At 55.6% G+C, this 16,109-nt stretch carries 21 protein-coding genes; all 21 read right to left on the bottom strand.

Annotated elements, in window-relative coordinates:
* Positions 1 to 5 precede the first annotated feature (5 nt).
* The 21 genes from rpsH to rpoC all read right to left on the bottom strand — a co-directional run bounded on the left by rpsH (position 6) and on the right by rpoC (position 16,084).
* Positions 6 to 398, bottom strand: a complete 393-nt coding sequence (gene rpsH, locus J3P84_RS03370; RefSeq protein ID WP_003186040.1) for a 30S ribosomal protein S8 — start codon at positions 396 to 398, stop codon at positions 6 to 8.
* A 210-nt stretch (positions 399 to 608) separates the two neighbouring features.
* Positions 609 to 914, bottom strand: a complete 306-nt coding sequence (rpsN, locus tag J3P84_RS03365) for a 30S ribosomal protein S14 (protein WP_003186042.1) — start codon at positions 912 to 914, stop codon at positions 609 to 611.
* Between the two features lie 13 nt (positions 915 to 927).
* On the bottom strand, positions 928 to 1,467 hold the full coding sequence (rplE, locus tag J3P84_RS03360; protein ID WP_030140492.1) for a 50S ribosomal protein L5: 540 nt from the start codon (positions 1,465 to 1,467) through the stop codon (positions 928 to 930).
* A 20-nt stretch (positions 1,468 to 1,487) separates the two neighbouring features.
* A complete protein-coding gene (gene rplX / locus J3P84_RS03355) occupies positions 1,488 to 1,802 on the bottom strand; it encodes a 50S ribosomal protein L24 (RefSeq protein WP_003186046.1) in 315 nt (104 codons plus the stop codon).
* Between the two features lie 11 nt (positions 1,803 to 1,813).
* Positions 1,814 to 2,182: a 50S ribosomal protein L14 gene (gene rplN / locus J3P84_RS03350; protein WP_002555479.1), complete on the bottom strand. Its 369-nt coding sequence runs from the start codon at positions 2,180 to 2,182 to the stop codon at positions 1,814 to 1,816.
* 23 nt (positions 2,183 to 2,205) lie between these two features.
* The gene (gene rpsQ, locus J3P84_RS03345) at positions 2,206 to 2,472 is read right to left on the bottom strand and encodes a 30S ribosomal protein S17 (RefSeq protein WP_003194644.1); all 267 of its coding nucleotides are present in this window, start codon (positions 2,470 to 2,472) and stop codon (positions 2,206 to 2,208) included.
* Between the two features lie 2 nt (positions 2,473 to 2,474).
* Positions 2,475 to 2,666, bottom strand: coding sequence for a 50S ribosomal protein L29 (gene rpmC / locus J3P84_RS03340; protein WP_002555481.1), 192 nt, complete (start codon positions 2,664 to 2,666; stop codon positions 2,475 to 2,477).
* Positions 2,666 to 3,079, bottom strand: a complete 414-nt coding sequence (gene rplP / locus J3P84_RS03335; protein WP_003186052.1) for a 50S ribosomal protein L16 — start codon at positions 3,077 to 3,079, stop codon at positions 2,666 to 2,668. Before rplP ends, rpmC begins: the two co-directional genes overlap by 1 nt.
* Before the next feature lie 12 nt (positions 3,080 to 3,091).
* A complete protein-coding gene (gene rpsC, locus J3P84_RS03330) occupies positions 3,092 to 3,778 on the bottom strand; it encodes a 30S ribosomal protein S3 (RefSeq protein ID WP_003176422.1) in 687 nt (228 codons plus the stop codon).
* A gap of 13 nt (positions 3,779 to 3,791) precedes the next feature.
* Positions 3,792 to 4,124 carry a 50S ribosomal protein L22 gene (gene rplV, locus J3P84_RS03325; RefSeq protein ID WP_003103908.1) on the bottom strand — a complete coding sequence of 111 codons (333 nt, stop codon included), beginning with the start codon at positions 4,122 to 4,124 and terminating at the stop codon, positions 3,792 to 3,794.
* Positions 4,125 to 4,135: 11 nt separating this feature from the next.
* Entirely contained in the window at positions 4,136 to 4,411 is a 276-nt protein-coding gene (rpsS, locus tag J3P84_RS03320) for a 30S ribosomal protein S19 (RefSeq protein ID WP_002555486.1), read from the bottom strand.
* 16 nt (positions 4,412 to 4,427) lie between these two features.
* Positions 4,428 to 5,252, bottom strand: coding sequence for a 50S ribosomal protein L2 (rplB, locus tag J3P84_RS03315; RefSeq protein WP_003186055.1), 825 nt, complete (start codon positions 5,250 to 5,252; stop codon positions 4,428 to 4,430).
* A gap of 14 nt (positions 5,253 to 5,266) precedes the next feature.
* Positions 5,267 to 5,566, bottom strand: a complete 300-nt coding sequence (gene rplW, locus J3P84_RS03310) for a 50S ribosomal protein L23 (RefSeq protein WP_002555488.1) — start codon at positions 5,564 to 5,566, stop codon at positions 5,267 to 5,269.
* The gene (gene rplD / locus J3P84_RS03305) at positions 5,563 to 6,165 is read right to left on the bottom strand and encodes a 50S ribosomal protein L4 (RefSeq protein ID WP_003186057.1); all 603 of its coding nucleotides are present in this window, start codon (positions 6,163 to 6,165) and stop codon (positions 5,563 to 5,565) included. Before rplD ends, rplW begins: the two co-directional genes overlap by 4 nt.
* 12 nt (positions 6,166 to 6,177) lie before the next feature.
* The gene (gene rplC, locus J3P84_RS03300; protein ID WP_003186059.1) at positions 6,178 to 6,813 is read right to left on the bottom strand and encodes a 50S ribosomal protein L3; all 636 of its coding nucleotides are present in this window, start codon (positions 6,811 to 6,813) and stop codon (positions 6,178 to 6,180) included.
* A gap of 80 nt (positions 6,814 to 6,893) precedes the next feature.
* A complete protein-coding gene (rpsJ, locus tag J3P84_RS03295) occupies positions 6,894 to 7,205 on the bottom strand; it encodes a 30S ribosomal protein S10 (protein ID WP_003186070.1) in 312 nt (103 codons plus the stop codon).
* A 157-nt stretch (positions 7,206 to 7,362) separates the two neighbouring features.
* Positions 7,363 to 8,556 carry an elongation factor Tu gene (tuf, locus tag J3P84_RS03290; RefSeq protein ID WP_003186071.1) on the bottom strand — a complete coding sequence of 398 codons (1,194 nt, stop codon included), beginning with the start codon at positions 8,554 to 8,556 and terminating at the stop codon, positions 7,363 to 7,365.
* A 30-nt stretch (positions 8,557 to 8,586) separates the two neighbouring features.
* Complete coding sequence (gene fusA / locus J3P84_RS03285; RefSeq protein WP_053125865.1) at positions 8,587 to 10,692, bottom strand: elongation factor G; 2,106 nt, start codon at positions 10,690 to 10,692, stop codon at positions 8,587 to 8,589.
* 30 nt (positions 10,693 to 10,722) lie between these two features.
* Positions 10,723 to 11,193, bottom strand: coding sequence for a 30S ribosomal protein S7 (rpsG, locus tag J3P84_RS03280; protein WP_003186074.1), 471 nt, complete (start codon positions 11,191 to 11,193; stop codon positions 10,723 to 10,725).
* Positions 11,194 to 11,295: 102 nt separating this feature from the next.
* Positions 11,296 to 11,667 carry a 30S ribosomal protein S12 gene (gene rpsL / locus J3P84_RS03275; protein WP_003186084.1) on the bottom strand — a complete coding sequence of 124 codons (372 nt, stop codon included), beginning with the start codon at positions 11,665 to 11,667 and terminating at the stop codon, positions 11,296 to 11,298.
* 217 nt (positions 11,668 to 11,884) lie between these two features.
* Complete coding sequence (gene rpoC / locus J3P84_RS03270) at positions 11,885 to 16,084, bottom strand: DNA-directed RNA polymerase subunit beta' (protein WP_434627776.1); 4,200 nt, start codon at positions 16,082 to 16,084, stop codon at positions 11,885 to 11,887.
* Positions 16,085 to 16,109 lie beyond the last annotated feature (25 nt).

Genomic DNA, 16,109 nt, shown 5'->3' with positions numbered 1-16,109 from the left:
CCCCCTTAGAACACAGTGCAAAGAACTTCGCCGCCGACACCGGCAGCGCGCGCAGCACGATCCGTCATCACACCTTTGTTGGTGGAGACGATAGACACACCGAGACCGCCACGAACTTTTGGCAGATCATCGACGGACTTGTACTGACGCAGGCCTGGACGGCTAACGCGCTTCACTTCCTCGATGACCGGACGGCCTTCGAAGTACTTAAGCTCGATGGACAGCAGAGGCTTGATTTCGCTGCTGATCTGATAACCCGCAATGTAACCTTCGTCCTTCAGGACTTTGGCAACAGCTACCTTCAACGTAGAAGATGGCATGCTTACGACGGACTTTTCAGCCATCTGGGCATTACGGATACGAGTTAGCATGTCCGCTAACGGGTCCTGCATACTCATGGGCTAGACGCTCCTAATACACAAAAAATTAGCCTTTCGGCTAGTACGTGTCGCCGAGCGCATCCGTGCAATAAAAACACGGGCTCAGGCGAGCCGGGTATTCTAGACACACCCCACAAATGAATCAAGCCCCAAAAGGGGCTTGATTCAAGTTCAAGGTCACCGGCGGTCAGGATCTTGCGATCCCGAGCGCCGCGACTTTGACAGTGCTTACCAGCTGGCCTTGACCAGACCTGGAACGTCACCACGCATTGCAGCTTGACGCAGCATGTTACGGCCGAGGCCGAACTTGCGGTACACGCCGTGCGGACGACCAGTCAGGCGGCAGCGGTTACGCATGCGCGAAGCGCTGGCGTCACGTGGCTGCTTCTGCAGTGCTACGGTAGCTTCCCAACGCGCTTCTGGACTTGCGTTCAGATCAACGATGATAGCTTTCAGCGCTGCACGCTTGGTGGCGTACTTGGCAACGGTGAGCTGACGCTTCAGCTCACGGTTCTTCATGCTCTTCTTGGCCATTGTCCTACTCCAATCAGTTGCGGAACGGGAATTTGAAAGCACGCAGCAGTGCGCGACCTTCTTCATCCGTCCGAGCAGTGGTGGTCAGGGTAATGTCCAGACCGCGGAGAGCGTCGATCTTGTCGTAATCGATTTCCGGGAAGATGATCTGCTCTTTCACGCCCATGCTGTAGTTGCCACGACCATCGAAGGACTTGGCATTCAGGCCGCGGAAGTCGCGAACCCGAGGCAGGGAGATCGACAGCAGACGATCCAGGAACTCGTACATACGCTCACGGCGCAGGGTCACTTTGACGCCGATCGGCCAACCTTCACGGACTTTGAAGCCAGCGATGGATTTCCGAGCGTAAGTCACAACGACTTTCTGACCGGTGATCTTTTCCAGGTCGGCTACAGCGTGCTCGATGACTTTTTTGTCGCCGATCGCTTCGCCCAGACCCATGTTCAGGGTGATTTTGGTAACGCGCGGAACTTCCATCACGTTCGAAAGCTTAAGTTCTTCCTTAAGTTTCGGTGCGATTTCCTTCCGGTAAATCTCTTTTAGTCGTGCCATGGTCTTCTACCTAGCAGTGTTCAAGCATCAACCGCTTTTTGGGTCGACTTGAAGACACGAATTTTCTTACCGTCTTCTACTTTGAAACCAACGCGGTCAGCCTTGTTGGTTTCGCCGTTGAAAATGGCGACGTTGGAAGCGTGCAGTGGCGCTTCTTTCTCGACGATACCGCCCTGTACGCCCGACATCGGGTTAGGCTTGGTATGACGCTTGACCAGGTTCAGACCACCAACAACCAGACGGTTGTCAGCAAGAACCTTCAGCACCTTACCGCGCTTACCCTTGTCTTTGCCGGCGATCACGATGATCTCGTCGTCACGACGAATCTTTTGCATGTCGGATCTCCTTACAGCACTTCTGGGGCGAGCGAGACGATCTTCATGAACTTCTCAGTACGAAGTTCACGGGTCACTGGCCCAAAGATACGGGTGCCGATTGGCTCTTGCTTGTTGTTCAACAGAACAGCAGCGTTGCCATCAAAGCGGATGATGGAGCCGTCAGCACGACGAACACCGTGGCGAGTGCGGACTACAACAGCAGTCATCACTTGGCCTTTCTTCACCTTACCGCGAGGAATTGCTTCCTTGACGGTAACTTTGATGATGTCACCGATACCAGCGTAACGACGATGGGAGCCACCCAGCACCTTGATGCACATAACACGGCGAGCGCCGCTGTTATCGGCCACATCGAGCATGGATTGAGTCTGAATCATATAATTTCTCCGACCCCTAGCCCTTAGACTTCCACAGCGCGTTCGAGAACATCAACCAGCGCCCAAGATTTGGTCTTGGCCATCGGACGAGTTTCACGAATAGTGACTTTGTCGCCGATGTGGCACTGATTGGTTTCGTCGTGCGCGTGCAGCTTAGTCGAACGCTTAACGTATTTACCGTAGATCGGGTGCTTAACGCGACGCTCGATCAGAACGGTGATGGTTTTGTCCATCTTGTCGCTGACAACACGGCCAGTCAGCGTACGGACAGTTTTTTCGGCTTCAGCCATGATTACTTACCTGCCTGCTGGTTGAGCACAGTTTTCACGCGAGCGATGTCACGCTTAACTTGCGAGAGCAGATGAGACTGCCCCAACTGGCCAGTTGCCTTCTGCATACGCAGATTGAACTGGTCGCGCAGCAGGCCGAGCAGTTGCTCGTTCAGCTGCTGTGCTGATTTTTCACGAAGTTCATTCGCTTTCATCACATCACCGTCCGTTTAACAAAGGAGGTGGCGAGCGGCAGCTTTGCAGCAGCCAGGGCGAAAGCCTCACGCGCCAGCTCTTCAGAAACACCCTCGATTTCATACAGGACTTTGCCTGGCTGAATCTGGGCAACCCAGTACTCCACGTTACCCTTACCTTTACCCATCCGAACTTCGAGTGGCTTCTTGGTGACAGGCTTGTCCGGGAATACACGGATCCAGATCTTGCCGCCACGTTTTACGTGACGGGTCAGAGCACGACGCGCTGACTCGATCTGACGAGCGGTGAGACGACCACGAGCAACAGACTTCAGCGCGAACTCGCCGAAGCTGACTTTGCTACCGCGCAATGCCAGGCCACGGTTGTGACCGGTCATCTGCTTGCGGAACTTCGTACGCTTTGGTTGCAACATTTGGCGTACCCCTTACTTAGCAGCTTTTTTACGAGGCGCTGGTGCTTGTGGTTTCAGTTCTTCTTGGCGACCACCAATTACTTCGCCTTTGAAGATCCAAACCTTTACACCGATCACACCGTAGGTGGTGTGAGCTTCGTAGTTGGCATAGTCGATGTCGGCACGCAGGGTGTGCAGTGGCACACGACCTTCGCGATACCATTCAGTACGTGCGATTTCAGCACCGCCGAGACGACCGCTCACTTGGATTTTGATGCCTTTGGCACCAATGCGCATGGCGTTCTGTACAGCGCGCTTCATAGCGCGACGGAACATTACGCGACGCTCCAGCTGCTGAGCTACGCTCTGCGCAACCAGCATACCGTCGAGCTCCGGCTTGCGGATCTCTTCGATATTGATGTGCACAGGCACACCCATTTGCTTGGTCAGGTCCTGACGCAGTTTCTCAACATCTTCACCTTTCTTCCCGATAACGATACCTGGACGAGCGGTGTGGATGGTGATACGTGCAGTCTGAGCCGGACGATGGATATCGATACGGCTGACGGACGCGCTTTTTAGTTTGTCTTGGAGATACTCACGCACCTTCAGATCAGCGAACAAGTAGTCCGCATAAGTCCGACCGTCTGCGTACCAGACGGAGGTGTGCTCCTTGACGATTCCCAGGCGAATGCCAATGGGATGTACTTTCTGACCCATCTCTTCGACTCCGTTACTTGTCAGCAACCTTGACAGTGATATGGCAAGACCGCTTGACGATGCGATCAGCACGGCCTTTGGCACGTGGCATGATGCGCTTCAGCGAACGCCCTTCGTTGACGAAAACAGTGCTGACCTTCAGGTCATCAACGTCTGCGCCTTCGTTATGCTCGGCGTTGGCTACGGCCGACTCCAGCACTTTCTTCATGATCTCGGCGGCTTTCTTACTGCTGAAAGCCAACAGGTTGAGCGCTTCGCCCACCTTCTTCCCGCGGATCTGGTCGGCGACCAAGCGGGCTTTCTGGGCGGAGATTCGAGCGCCCGACAACTTAGCGGCTACTTCCATTTCCTTACCCCTTAACGCTTGGCTTTCTTGTCAGCCACGTGCCCACGATATGTGCGGGTACCGGCAAACTCGCCCAGTTTGTGGCCGACCATGTCTTCGTTCACGAGAACTGGGACGTGCTGGCGACCGTTGTGTACAGCGATGGTCAGACCGACCATCTGTGGCAGGATCATCGAACGACGCGACCAGGTCTTAACTGGTTTGCGATCGTTCTTTTCCGCCGCCACTTCGATCTTCTTCAGTAGGTGAAGATCAATAAAAGGACCTTTTTTCAGAGAACGTGGCACTGTCGTATCCCTCTATTTACTTGCGACGACGGACGATCATTTTGTCGGTACGCTTATTACCACGAGTCTTCGCGCCCTTAGTCGGGAAGCCCCATGGCGATACCGGATGACGACCACCAGAGGTACGACCTTCACCACCACCATGTGGGTGGTCAACCGGGTTCATGGCAACACCACGAACGGTTGGGCGAACGCCACGCCAGCGCTTGGCACCAGCTTTACCCAACGAACGCAGGCTGTGCTCGGAGTTCGAGACTTCGCCCAGGGTCGCACGGCATTCAGCCAGGACTTTACGCATCTCACCAGAACGCAGACGCAGGGTCACGTAGACACCTTCACGAGCGATCAGCTGAGCCGAAGCACCAGCGGAACGAGCGATTTGCGCGCCTTTACCTGGCTTCAATTCGATGCCGTGTACGGTGCTACCAACTGGAATGTTGCGCAGTTGCAGAGCGTTGCCCGGCTTGATCGGTGCCAGGGCACCTGCGATCAGCTGGTCGCCAGCGCTCACGCCTTTAGGGGCGATGATGTAGCGACGCTCGCCATCTGCGTACAGCAGCAGAGCGATGTGAGCAGTACGGTTTGGATCGTATTCGATACGCTCGACGGTGGCAGCGATGCCATCCTTGTCGTTGCGACGGAAGTCGACCAGACGATAATGCTGCTTATGACCACCACCAATGTGACGAGTGGTAATACGGCCATTGTTGTTACGACCACCAGACTTCGATTTTTTCTCGAGCAGCGGTGCGTGAGGAGCGCCTTTATGCAGCTCCTGGTTGACCACCTTGACCACAAAACGGCGGCCAGGGGAAGTCGGTTTGCATTTAACGATTGCCATGATGCACCCCTTCCTTACTCAGCACTGCTGCTGAAATCGAGATCTTGGCCTGGCTGAAGGGAGATAACTGCCTTCTTCCAGTCATTACGCTTGCCCAGACCGCGAGCAGTGCGCTTGCTCTTACCCAGAACGTTCAGGGTAGTAACGCGCTCTACTTTCACGCTGAACAGGCTTTCGACGGCCTTCTTGATTTCCAGCTTGGTTGCATCGGTTGCAACCTTGAAAACGAACTGGCCTTTCTTGTCTGCCAGAACCGTAGCCTTCTCGGAAACGTGCGGGCCAAGCAGAACTTTAAATACGCGTTCCTGGTTCATCCCAGCAGCTCCTCGAATTTCTTCACGGCCGACACGGTGATCAACACCTTGTCGTATGCGATCAGACTGACCGGATCGGAACCCTGCACGTCACGGACATCGACGTGTGGCAGGTTGCGAGCAGCCAGGTACAGGTTCTGATCAACAGCGTCAGACACGATCAGGACGTCAGTCAGGCCCATGCCATTCAGCTTGTTCAGCAGATCTTTGGTTTTCGGTGCTTCAACAGCGAAGTCCTGAACCACGACCAGACGATCAGTACGCACCAGCTCAGCAAGGATGGAACGCATTGCTGCGCGATACATCTTCTTGTTCAGCTTCTGGGAGTGATCCTGAGGACGAGCTGCGAAAGTGGTACCGCCGCCACGCCAGATTGGGCTACGGATAGTACCGGCACGAGCACGGCCAGTACCTTTCTGACGCCATGGGCGCTTACCGCCACCAGAAACGTCGGAACGGGTCTTTTGCTGCTTGCTACCTTGACGGCCGCCGGCCATGTAGGCCACGACTGCTTGGTGAACCAGCGTCTCGTTGAATTCGCCGCCAAATGTCAGTTCGGAAACTTCGATCGCTTGAGCGTCATTTACATTTAATTGCATGTCAGCTTCCCCTTAACCGCGAGCCTTGGCTGCTGGACGTACAACCAAGTTGCCGCCAGTAGCGCCAGGAACAGCGCCCTTGACCAACAACAGATTGCGTTCAGCGTCCACGCGCACTACTTCGAGGGACTGCACGGTCACGCGCTCGGCGCCCATATGACCGGACATTTTTTTGCCCTTGAATACACGACCAGGAGTCTGGCACTGGCCGATAGAGCCTGGAACGCGGTGGGATACGGAGTTACCGTGGGTGTTATCTTGCCCGCGGAAGTTCCAACGCTTGATCGTACCCTGGAAGCCTTTACCCTTGGACTGACCGGTTACATCAACCAGTTGACCAGCAGCGAAGATTTCAGCGTTGATCAGATCGCCGGCCTGGTACTCGCCTTCTTCAAGGCGGAATTCCATTACGGTACGACCAGCGGCAACGTTCGCCTTGGCGAAGTGGCCAGCTTGAGCAGCTGTTACACGCGAAGCACGACGCTCGCCGACAGTGACTTGCACTGCACGATAGCCATCGGTCTCTTCAGTTTTGAACTGGGTGACGCGATTCGGCTCGATCTCAATGACCGTGACCGGAATGGAGACACCTTCTTCGGTGAAAATACGGGTCATACCGCATTTACGACCGACTACACCAATAGTCATGTTGTAAACCTCATGAGTGTACGGGGCTTTCACCCGCTATGGCCGCCCATTTCAGAGCGTTACACGACTAAGACCGAGTCTTAGCCGAGGCTGATCTGCACTTCCACACCGGCCGCAAGATCGAGCTTCATAAGAGCATCAACGGTTTTATCCGTTGGCTGGACGATGTCCAGAACACGCTTATGAGTACGGATCTCGTACTGGTCACGCGCGTCTTTGTTGACGTGCGGGGAGACCAGAACGGTGAACCGCTCTTTACGGGTAGGCAGTGGAATTGGACCACGCACTTGAGCACCAGTACGTTTCGCGGTTTCCACGATTTCCTGGGTGGATTGGTCGATCAGGCGATGGTCGAAAGCCTTCAACCTGATACGGATTTGCTGATTTTGCATTGGATTTCAGACTCCGGCTGCTATTCCCACCGGGCGCAATACGCCCGTTAAAAGGAGGCGCAATTCTATAGACGCCCCCGATAGGTGTCAACCCAATAAAAAAGCCCCCGCTAAGCGGGGGCTTTTCAACTCACCGAGTCAACTCTACAAGAGAGTCTTACTCGATGATTTTGGCTACGACGCCAGCGCCGACGGTACGACCGCCTTCACGGATAGCGAAACGCAGACCGTCTTCCATTGCGATGGTCTTGATCAGGGTGACAACCATTTTGATGTTGTCGCCTGGCATTACCATTTCAACGCCTTCCGGCAGCTCGCAGTTACCGGTCACGTCAGTGGTCCGGAAGTAGAACTGTGGACGGTAGCCTTTGAAGAACGGAGTGTGACGACCGCCTTCTTCTTTGCTCAGAACGTACACTTCAGCTTCGAACTTGGTGTGCGGCTTGACCGAACCCGGCTTAACCAGAACCTGGCCACGCTCAACGTCGTCACGCTTGGTACCACGCAGCAGAACGCCGCAGTTCTCGCCAGCACGACCTTCGTCGAGCAGCTTACGGAACATTTCAACACCGGTGCAGGTGGTGACGGTGGTGTCACGCAGACCTACGATTTCCAGCGGATCCTGAACCTTGACGATACCGCGCTCGATACGACCAGTCACAACAGTACCGCGACCGGAGATCGAGAATACGTCTTCGATAGGCATCAGGAACGGCTTGTCGATAACACGAACTGGCTCTGGGATGTAGCTGTCCAGAGTTTCTACCAGACGCTTCACAGCGGTGGTACCCATTTCGTTGTCGTCCTGGCCGTTCAGAGCCATCAGAGCCGAACCGATGATGATTGGGGTGTCATCACCTGGGAAGTCGTAAGTGCTCAGCAGATCGCGCACTTCCATCTCAACCAGCTCCAGCAGCTCAGCGTCGTCAACCATGTCAGCCTTGTTCAGGAAGACAACGATGTACGGAACGCCTACCTGACGGGACAGCAGGATGTGCTCACGGGTTTGTGGCATCGGACCATCGGCGGCCGAGCAAACCAGGATCGCGCCGTCCATCTGGGCAGCACCGGTGATCATGTTCTTCACATAGTCAGCGTGACCTGGGCAGTCAACGTGAGCGTAGTGACGAATCGAAGAGTTGTACTCAACGTGCGCGGTGTTGATGGTGATACCACGAGCCTTTTCTTCCGGAGCGCTGTCGATTTTGTCGAAAGCAACAACGGCCGAACCGAAAACTTCGGAGCAGACGCGAGTCAGAGCAGCGGTCAGAGTGGTTTTACCGTGGTCAACGTGACCAATGGTGCCAACGTTGACGTGCGGTAGGGAACGATCAAATTTTTCTTTAGCCACGACAATTAACTCCTTGCCTAAAGGGCTGAATCAGCCTTGCTTTTTAGTAACAGTCTCGACGATATGCGACGGAGCTGTATTGTATTTTTTGAATTCCATAGAGTAGCTTGCGCGACCCTGAGACATGGAACGAACGTCGGTCGCGTAACCGAACATTTCACCCAACGGAACCTCGGCGCGGATAACCTTGCCGGAAACCGTATCTTCCATACCCAGAATCATGCCACGACGACGGTTAAGGTCGCCCATGACATCACCCATGTAGTCTTCAGGCGTAACGACTTCTACTGCCATGATCGGCTCGAGCAACTCACCACCGCCCTTCTGGGCCAGTTGCTTGGTTGCCATGGAAGCAGCCACCTTGAACGCCATCTCGTTGGAGTCGACGTCGTGGTAAGAACCATCAAACACTGTTGCCTTCAGGCCGATCAGCGGATAGCCGGCAACAACGCCGTTCTTCATCTGCTCTTCGATACCCTTCTGGATCGCCGGGATGTATTCCTTAGGAACAACACCACCTACGACTTCGTTCACGAATTGCAGACCTTCCTGACCTTCGTCAGCCGGTGCAAAACGGATCCAGCAGTGACCGAACTGGCCACGACCGCCGGATTGGCGAACGAACTTGCCTTCGATTTCACAGTTCTTCGTGATGCGCTCACGATAGGAAACCTGAGGCTTGCCGATGTTGGCTTCGACGTTGAACTCACGGCGCATCCGGTCAACCAGGATGTCCAGGTGCAGCTCGCCCATGCCGGAGATGATCGTCTGACCAGTCTCTTCATCAGTCTTGACGCGGAAAGACGGGTCTTCCTGAGCAAGTTTGCCCAGAGCGATACCCATTTTTTCCTGGTCATCCTTGGTCTTGGGCTCAACGGCAACCGAAATAACCGGCTCCGGGAAGTCCATGCGAACCAGGATGATTGGCTTGTCAGCGTTGCACAAGGTTTCGCCAGTGGTGACGTCCTTCATGCCGATCAAGGCCGCGATGTCACCAGCGCGTACTTCCTTGATTTCTTCACGGGCGTTTGCGTGCATCTGCACCATACGACCCACACGCTCTTTCTTGCCTTTGACCGAGTTGATCACGCCGTCGCCGGAGGCCAACACGCCCGAGTAAACCCGAACAAAGGTCAAGGTACCCACGAATGGGTCGGTAGCGATCTTGAATGCCAAAGCCGCGAACGGCTCGTCGTCACTTGCGTGACGCTCCATTTCCTCTTCCTCGTTATCCGGGTTGGAACCCTTGATAGCGGGAATGTCGGTTGGAGCAGGCAGGAAGTCGATAACGGCGTCGAGAACCAGGGGAACACCCTTGTTCTTGAAGGAAGAACCGCAAACAGCCAGAACGATCTCACCAGCGATAGTACGCTGACGCAGAGCGGCCTTGATTTCCTCGTTGGTGAGTTCTTCACCCTCGAGGTACTTGTTCATCAGCTCTTCGTTGGCTTCGGCCGCAGCCTCGACCATGTTGCCGCGCCACTTCTCGGCTTCTTCCAGCAATTCAGCAGGAATGTCCTTGCGAACAGGAACCATGCCCTTGTCGGAATCGTTCCAGTAGACAGCTTGCATGTTGATCAGATCGATCTGACCCTGGAAGTTGTCTTCGGAACCGATAGCCAACTGGATCGGCACCGGAGTGTGACCCAGACGCTGCTTGATCTGAGCGATCACGCGCAGGAAGTTGGCACCAGCACGGTCCATCTTGTTTACGTAAACAAGACGTGGAACGCCGTATTTGTTGGCCTGACGCCATACGGTTTCCGACTGAGGCTCAACACCCGAAGTACCGCAGAACACAACGACCGCGCCGTCGAGTACACGCAGGGAACGTTCAACTTCAATGGTGAAGTCTACGTGGCCCGGGGTATCGATTACGTTGAAGCGATGCTCGTGCGGGTACTGCTTCTCGGAACCTTTCCAGAAGGCGGTGATAGCAGCAGAAGTAATGGTAATACCACGCTCCTGCTCCTGCACCATCCAGTCTGTGGTCGCGGCGCCGTCATGCACCTCGCCCATTTTGTGACTTTTGCCGGTGTAAAAAAGGACGCGCTCGGTGGTGGTGGTCTTACCAGCATCCACGTGAGCAACGATACCGATGTTACGGTAGCGATTAATCGGTGTAGTACGAGCCATAAAGCCCTCGCAAATTGAGTGACGCTAAAATTAGAAGCGGTAGTGCGAGAAAGCCTTGTTGGCTTCAGCCATACGGTGCACGTCTTCACGCTTCTTAACTGCAGCACCTTTACCTTCAGCAGCGTCCAACAGTTCACCAGCCAAACGCAGAGCCATGGACTTCTCGCCGCGCTTGCGGGCGAAGTCTACCAGCCAGCGCATTGCCAGGGCGTTACGACGGGAAGGACGAACTTCGACCGGAACCTGGTAAGTAGCACCGCCTACACGGCGCGACTTCACTTCGACCAGCGGAGCGATGGCGTCGAGAGCTTTCTCGAAGATTTCCAGGGGATCGCTGTTCTTGCGTTCCTTAACTTTGTCCAGTGCGCCATAAACAATACGCTCGGCAACGGCTTTCTTGCCGCTCTCCATAACGTGGTTCATGAACTTGGCGAGGATCTGGCTTCCGTATTTCGGATCGTCCAGAATCTCACGTTTGGCTGCTACGCGACGTCTTGGCATGATAAGCCCTCAAGCGGTCTTCAGGTTAGCCCGGGACAGCTCACGCTTGCCCGACCTTACTCTTATCGACTCAATAAAAATGAAAAACTGCAAAACGACCGATTACTTCGGACGCTTGGTACCGTACTTCGAACGACCCTGGTTACGACCTTTGACGCCGGAAGTATCCAAAGAACCGCGGACGGTGTGGTAACGAACACCTGGCAAGTCTTTTACACGACCGCCGCGGATCAGTACCACGCTGTGCTCTTGCAGGTTGTGGCCTTCACCGCCGATGTACGAGGAAACCTCGAAACCGTTGGTCAGACGCACACGGCATACTTTACGCAGTGCCGAGTTAGGTTTTTTCGGCGTGGTGGTATACACACGGGTGCATACGCCACGACGTTGCGGGCAGTTCTGCAGCGCAGGCACGTCGGATTTCTCGACGATACGCTTACGCGGCTGACGTACCAGCTGGTTGATAGTTGCCATCTACTAGCTCCACTGTTGTCTTGCGACGCTATTGTCTTACAAGAAAAGCAAAATGGCAGGAACGAATTCCCGCCAAATTTAGGGGATCAAGAGTCTAAAGAGGATCTTGTCCCCAGTCAAGGCAAGGCCCCGACCTCCCCACCCGCCGGATCTCGACAATTTGTCTCGATCCGCCGAATTGGGGCGACCGGGGCCAGGCACTCAATCAGCGCAGAACTCAGTTACCACTCGAGTTCAGTGCCTCGGTCAGTGCAGCTTCCACTTCACTGGCGCTTACGCGCAACGGCTTGTCTGCTTCACGGCGGCGCTTGCGCTCGCTGTGGTAGGCCAAACCGGTACCGGCCGGGATCAGACGACCCACGACCACGTTTTCTTTCAGGCCGCGCAGGTAGTCGCGCTTGCCGGTTACCGCCGCTTCGGTCAGTACGCGGGTGGTTTCCTGGAAGGAAGCCGCCGAGATGAACGATTCGGTGGACAACGACGCCTTGGTGATACCCAGCAGCACACGAGTGAACTTGGACACGAACTTGTCGTCCGCACCCAGGCGCTCGTTTTCCACCAGTACGTGAGTCAGTTCCATCTGGTCGCCCTTGATGAAACTGGAATCGCCGGATTCAGCGATTTCAACTTTACGCAGCATCTGACGCAGGATGGTCTCGATGTGCTTATCGTTGATCTTCACGCCTTGCAGGCGGTAAACGTCCTGGATCTCGTTCACGATGTACTTGGCCAGCGCACTCACACCCAGCAGACGCAGGATGTCGTGTGGATCGCTCGGGCCGTCGGAGATAACTTCGCCGCGGTTTACCTGTTCGCCTTCGAAGACGTTCAGGTGACGCCACTTCGGAATCAGCTCTTCGTACGGATCGGTACCGTCGTTCGGGGTAATGACCAGACGGCGCTTGCCCTTGGTTTCTTTACCGAACGCGATGGTGCCGCTGACTTCAGCCAGAATCGAGGCCTCTTTCGGACGACGAGCTTCGAACAAGTCGGCAACACGCGGCAGACCACCGGTGATGTCACGGGTCTTCGAAGTTTCTTGCGGGATACGCGCGATAACATCACCGATCGCGATCTTCGCACCATCCGCTACACCGACCAGGGCGTTGGCTGGCAGGAAGTACTGAGCGATTACGTCAGTGCCTGGCAGCAACAGATCCTTGCCGTTGTCATCGACCATCTTCACAGCAGGACGGATGTCCTTGCCGGCAGCTGGACGATCTTTCGCGTCGAGTACTTCAATGTTGGTCATACCGGTCAATTCGTCAGTCTGACGCTTGATCGTGATGCCTTCTTCCATGCCCACGTAGGTCACGGTACCTTTCATCTCGGTGACGATTGGGTGAGTGTGCGGATCCCACTTGGCCACGATGGCACCAGCGTCAACCTTGTCACCTTCCTTCACCGAAATCACAGCACCGTACGGCAGCTTGTAGCGCTCGCGCTCGCGACCGAAGTCGTCGGCAATCGCCAGCTCACCGGAACGGGACACAGCCACCAGGTGACCGTCGACACGCTCAACGTGCTTCAGGTTGTGCAGACGGACGGTACCGCCATTCTTCACCTGAACGCTGTCTGCCGCGGAGGTCCGGCTTGCCGCACCACCGATGTGGAACGTACGCATGGTCAGCTGGGTACCCGGCTCACCGATGGACTGGGCAGCGATAACGCCGACCGCTTCACCGATGTTCACCTGGTGACCACGAGCCAGATCGCGGCCGTAGCACTTGGCGCAGATGCCGTAGCGGGTTTCGCAGCTGATCGGCGAACGCACGATCACTTCGTCGATGCTGTTGAGCTCGATGAACTCGACCCACTTCTCGTCAACCAGGGTGCCAGCAGGAACGATGACGTCCTCGGTACCCGGCTTGAATACGTCACGGGCAATGACACGACCCAATACGCGCTCACCCAGCGGCTCGACAACGTCACCGCCTTCAATGTGCGGTGTCATGACCAGACCGTGTTCGGTGCCGCAATCGATCTCGGTCACAACCAGATCCTGCGCCACGTCTACCAGACGACGGGTCAGGTAACCGGAGTTCGCGGTTTTCAACGCGGTATCCGCAAGACCCTTACGAGCACCGTGAGTGGAGATGAAGTACTGAAGTACGCTCAAACCTTCACGGAAGTTCGCGGTAATCGGCGTCTCGATGATGGAGCCGTCCGGCTTGGCCATCAGGCCACGCATACCGGCGAGCTGACGGATCTGCGCAGCAGAACCCCGCGCACCCGAGTCGGCCATCATGTACATCGAGTTGAACGATTCCTGGTCGACTTCGTTGCCGTGGCGATCGATGACTTTCTCTTTCGAGAGGTTGGCCATCATTGCCTTGGATACTTCGTCGTTCGCCTTCGACCAGAGGTCGATCACCTTGTTGTACTTCTCGCCCTGGGTTACCAGGCCGGACGCGTACTGGCTCTCGATCTCTTTCACTTCCTCAGTGGCAGCACCGATGATGCGGGCTTTTTCATCAGGGATAACGAAGTCGTTAACACCGATGGAAACGCCGGAGATGGTCGAATAGGCAAAACCGGTGTACATCAGCTGGTCGGCGAAGATCACGGTCTCTTTCAAACCAACCACGCGGTAGCACTGGTTGATCAGCTTGGAGATCGCCTTTTTCTTCATCGGCAGGTTGACGACGTCAAACGACAGGCCAGGTGGAACAACCTGGAACAACAGCGCACGACCAACAGTGGTGTCGACGATGCGAGTGTTCTTGACGCTGCCACCATCACGATCGTTAACGGTTTCGTTGATCCGCACCTTGACCTTGGCGTGCAGTGCGGCTTCGCCGGCACGGAACACCCGGTCAACTTCCTGCAGGTCCGCGAACACACGACCTTCGCCCTTGGCGTTGATCGCTTCACGAGTCATGTAGTACAGACCCAATACAACGTCCTGCGACGGAACGATGATTGGCTCACCGTTGGCTGGCGACAGGATGTTGTTGGTCGACATCATCAACGCACGCGCTTCGAGCTGGGCTTCCAGCGTCAGCGGTACGTGTACGGCCATCTGGTCGCCGTCGAAGTCGGCGTTGTACGCAGCACAGACCAGAGGGTGCAGCTGGATAGCCTTGCCTTCGATCAGTACCGGTTCAAACGCCTGGATGCCCAGACGGTGAAGGGTCGGTGCACGGTTGAGCAGCACCGGGTGTTCGCGAATCACTTCGGCAAGAACGTCCCAGACCTCTGGCAGCTCGCGCTCGACCATTTTCTTGGCAGCTTTGATGGTGGTAGCGAGACCACGCATTTCCAGCTTGCCGAAAATGAACGGCTTGAACAGTTCCAGTGCCATCTTCTTAGGCAGACCGCACTGGTGCAGACGCAGGGTCGGACCTACGGTAATTACCGAACGACCCGAGTAGTCAACACGCTTACCGAGCAAGTTCTGACGGAAACGACCTTGCTTACCCTTGATCATGTCAGCCAGGGATTTCAGAGGACGCTTGTTCGAACCAGTGATAGCGCGACCACGACGACCGTTGTCGAGCAGTGCGTCGACCGCTTCCTGCAACATACGCTTTTCGTTGCGCACGATGATGTCCGGAGCGGACAGATCGAGCAGGCGCTTCAAGCGGTTGTTACGGTTGATCACTCGACGATACAGATCGTTGAGGTCGGAAGTCGCGAAACGACCGCCATCCAGCGGAACCAGTGGACGCAGGTCTGGCGGCAGTACCGGCAGAACGGTCAGCACCATCCACTCTGGCAGGTTGCCGGAACCCTGGAAGGCCTCCATCAACTTCAGACGCTTGGACAGCTTCTTGATCTTGGTTTCGGAGTTGGTTTGCGGAATCTCTTCGCGCAGACGACCAATCTCGTGCTCCAGGTCGATAGCGTGCAGCAGCTCGCGGACAGCTTCGGCACCCATGCGGGCATCGAAATCGTCGCCAAACTCTTCCAGCGCTTCGAAGTATTGCTCGTCGTTGAGCAACTGACCTTTTTCAAGGGTGGTCATGCCTGGATCGATAACGACATAGCTCTCGAAGTAGAGAACGCGCTCGATATCACGCAGGGTCATGTCCATCAGCAAGCCGATACGGGACGGCAGCGATTTCAGGAACCAGATGTGGGCAACCGGCGAAGCCAGCTCGATGTGCGCCATGCGCTCACGACGAACTTTTGCCAGCGCAACTTCAACGCCGCACTTCTCGCAGATCACGCCGCGATGCTTCAAGCGCTTGTACTTACCGCACAGGCACTCGTAATCCTTTACCGGGCCAAAGATCTTGGCGCAGAACAGGCCGTCACGCTCGGGTTTGAACGTACGGTAGTTGATGGTTTCCGGCTTTTTAACTTCACCGAACGACCACGAACGGATCATCTCAGGCGAGGCCAATCCAATACGGATGGCGTCGAACTCTTCGACTTGACCCTGGTTTTTCAGCAAATTCAGTAGGTCTTTCAAGGCCTTTCCTCCTGGCGGAGCAGAG

Origin of the sequence: Pseudomonas sp. Z1-29 (assembly GCF_051131995.1) — a bacterium.
Classification (GTDB): domain Bacteria; phylum Pseudomonadota; class Gammaproteobacteria; order Pseudomonadales; family Pseudomonadaceae; genus Aquipseudomonas.
Note: the sequence above shows the minus strand (reverse complement) of the source record. Positions and strands in the feature narration are given on the sequence as shown.

Excerpts from the sequence above, each read along its gene's own strand:
- rpsH (WP_003186040.1), bottom strand. The coding sequence starts at position 398 with ATGAGTATGCAGGACCCGTTAGCGGACATGCTAACTCGTATCCGTAAT.
- rpsN (WP_003186042.1), bottom strand. The coding sequence starts at position 914 with ATGGCCAAGAAGAGCATGAAGAACCGTGAGCTGAAGCGTCAGCTCACC.
- rplE (WP_030140492.1), bottom strand. The coding sequence starts at position 1,467 with ATGGCACGACTAAAAGAGATTTACCGGAAGGAAATCGCACCGAAACTT.
- rplX (WP_003186046.1), bottom strand. The coding sequence starts at position 1,802 with ATGCAAAAGATTCGTCGTGACGACGAGATCATCGTGATCGCCGGCAAA.
- rplN (WP_002555479.1), bottom strand. The coding sequence starts at position 2,182 with ATGATTCAGACTCAATCCATGCTCGATGTGGCCGATAACAGCGGCGCT.
- rpsQ (WP_003194644.1), bottom strand. The coding sequence starts at position 2,472 with ATGGCTGAAGCCGAAAAAACTGTCCGTACGCTGACTGGCCGTGTTGTC.
- rpmC (WP_002555481.1), bottom strand. The coding sequence starts at position 2,666 with ATGAAAGCGAATGAACTTCGTGAAAAATCAGCACAGCAGCTGAACGAG.
- rplP (WP_003186052.1), bottom strand. The coding sequence starts at position 3,079 with ATGTTGCAACCAAAGCGTACGAAGTTCCGCAAGCAGATGACCGGTCAC.
- rpsC (WP_003176422.1), bottom strand. The coding sequence starts at position 3,778 with ATGGGTCAGAAAGTACATCCCATTGGCATTCGCCTGGGAATCGTCAAG.
- rplV (WP_003103908.1), bottom strand. The coding sequence starts at position 4,124 with ATGGAAGTAGCCGCTAAGTTGTCGGGCGCTCGAATCTCCGCCCAGAAA.
- rplB (WP_003186055.1), bottom strand. The coding sequence starts at position 5,252 with ATGGCAATCGTTAAATGCAAACCGACTTCCCCTGGCCGCCGTTTTGTG.
- rplW (WP_002555488.1), bottom strand. The coding sequence starts at position 5,566 with ATGAACCAGGAACGCGTATTTAAAGTTCTGCTTGGCCCGCACGTTTCC.
- rplD (WP_003186057.1), bottom strand. The coding sequence starts at position 6,165 with ATGCAATTAAATGTAAATGACGCTCAAGCGATCGAAGTTTCCGAACTG.
- rplC (WP_003186059.1), bottom strand. The coding sequence starts at position 6,813 with ATGACTATTGGTGTAGTCGGTCGTAAATGCGGTATGACCCGTATTTTC.
- rpsJ (WP_003186070.1), bottom strand. The coding sequence starts at position 7,205 with ATGCAAAATCAGCAAATCCGTATCAGGTTGAAGGCTTTCGACCATCGC.
- fusA (WP_053125865.1), bottom strand. The coding sequence starts at position 10,692 with ATGGCTCGTACTACACCGATTAATCGCTACCGTAACATCGGTATCGTT.
- rpsG (WP_003186074.1), bottom strand. The coding sequence starts at position 11,193 with ATGCCAAGACGTCGCGTAGCAGCCAAACGTGAGATTCTGGACGATCCG.
- rpsL (WP_003186084.1), bottom strand. The coding sequence starts at position 11,667 with ATGGCAACTATCAACCAGCTGGTACGTCAGCCGCGTAAGCGTATCGTC.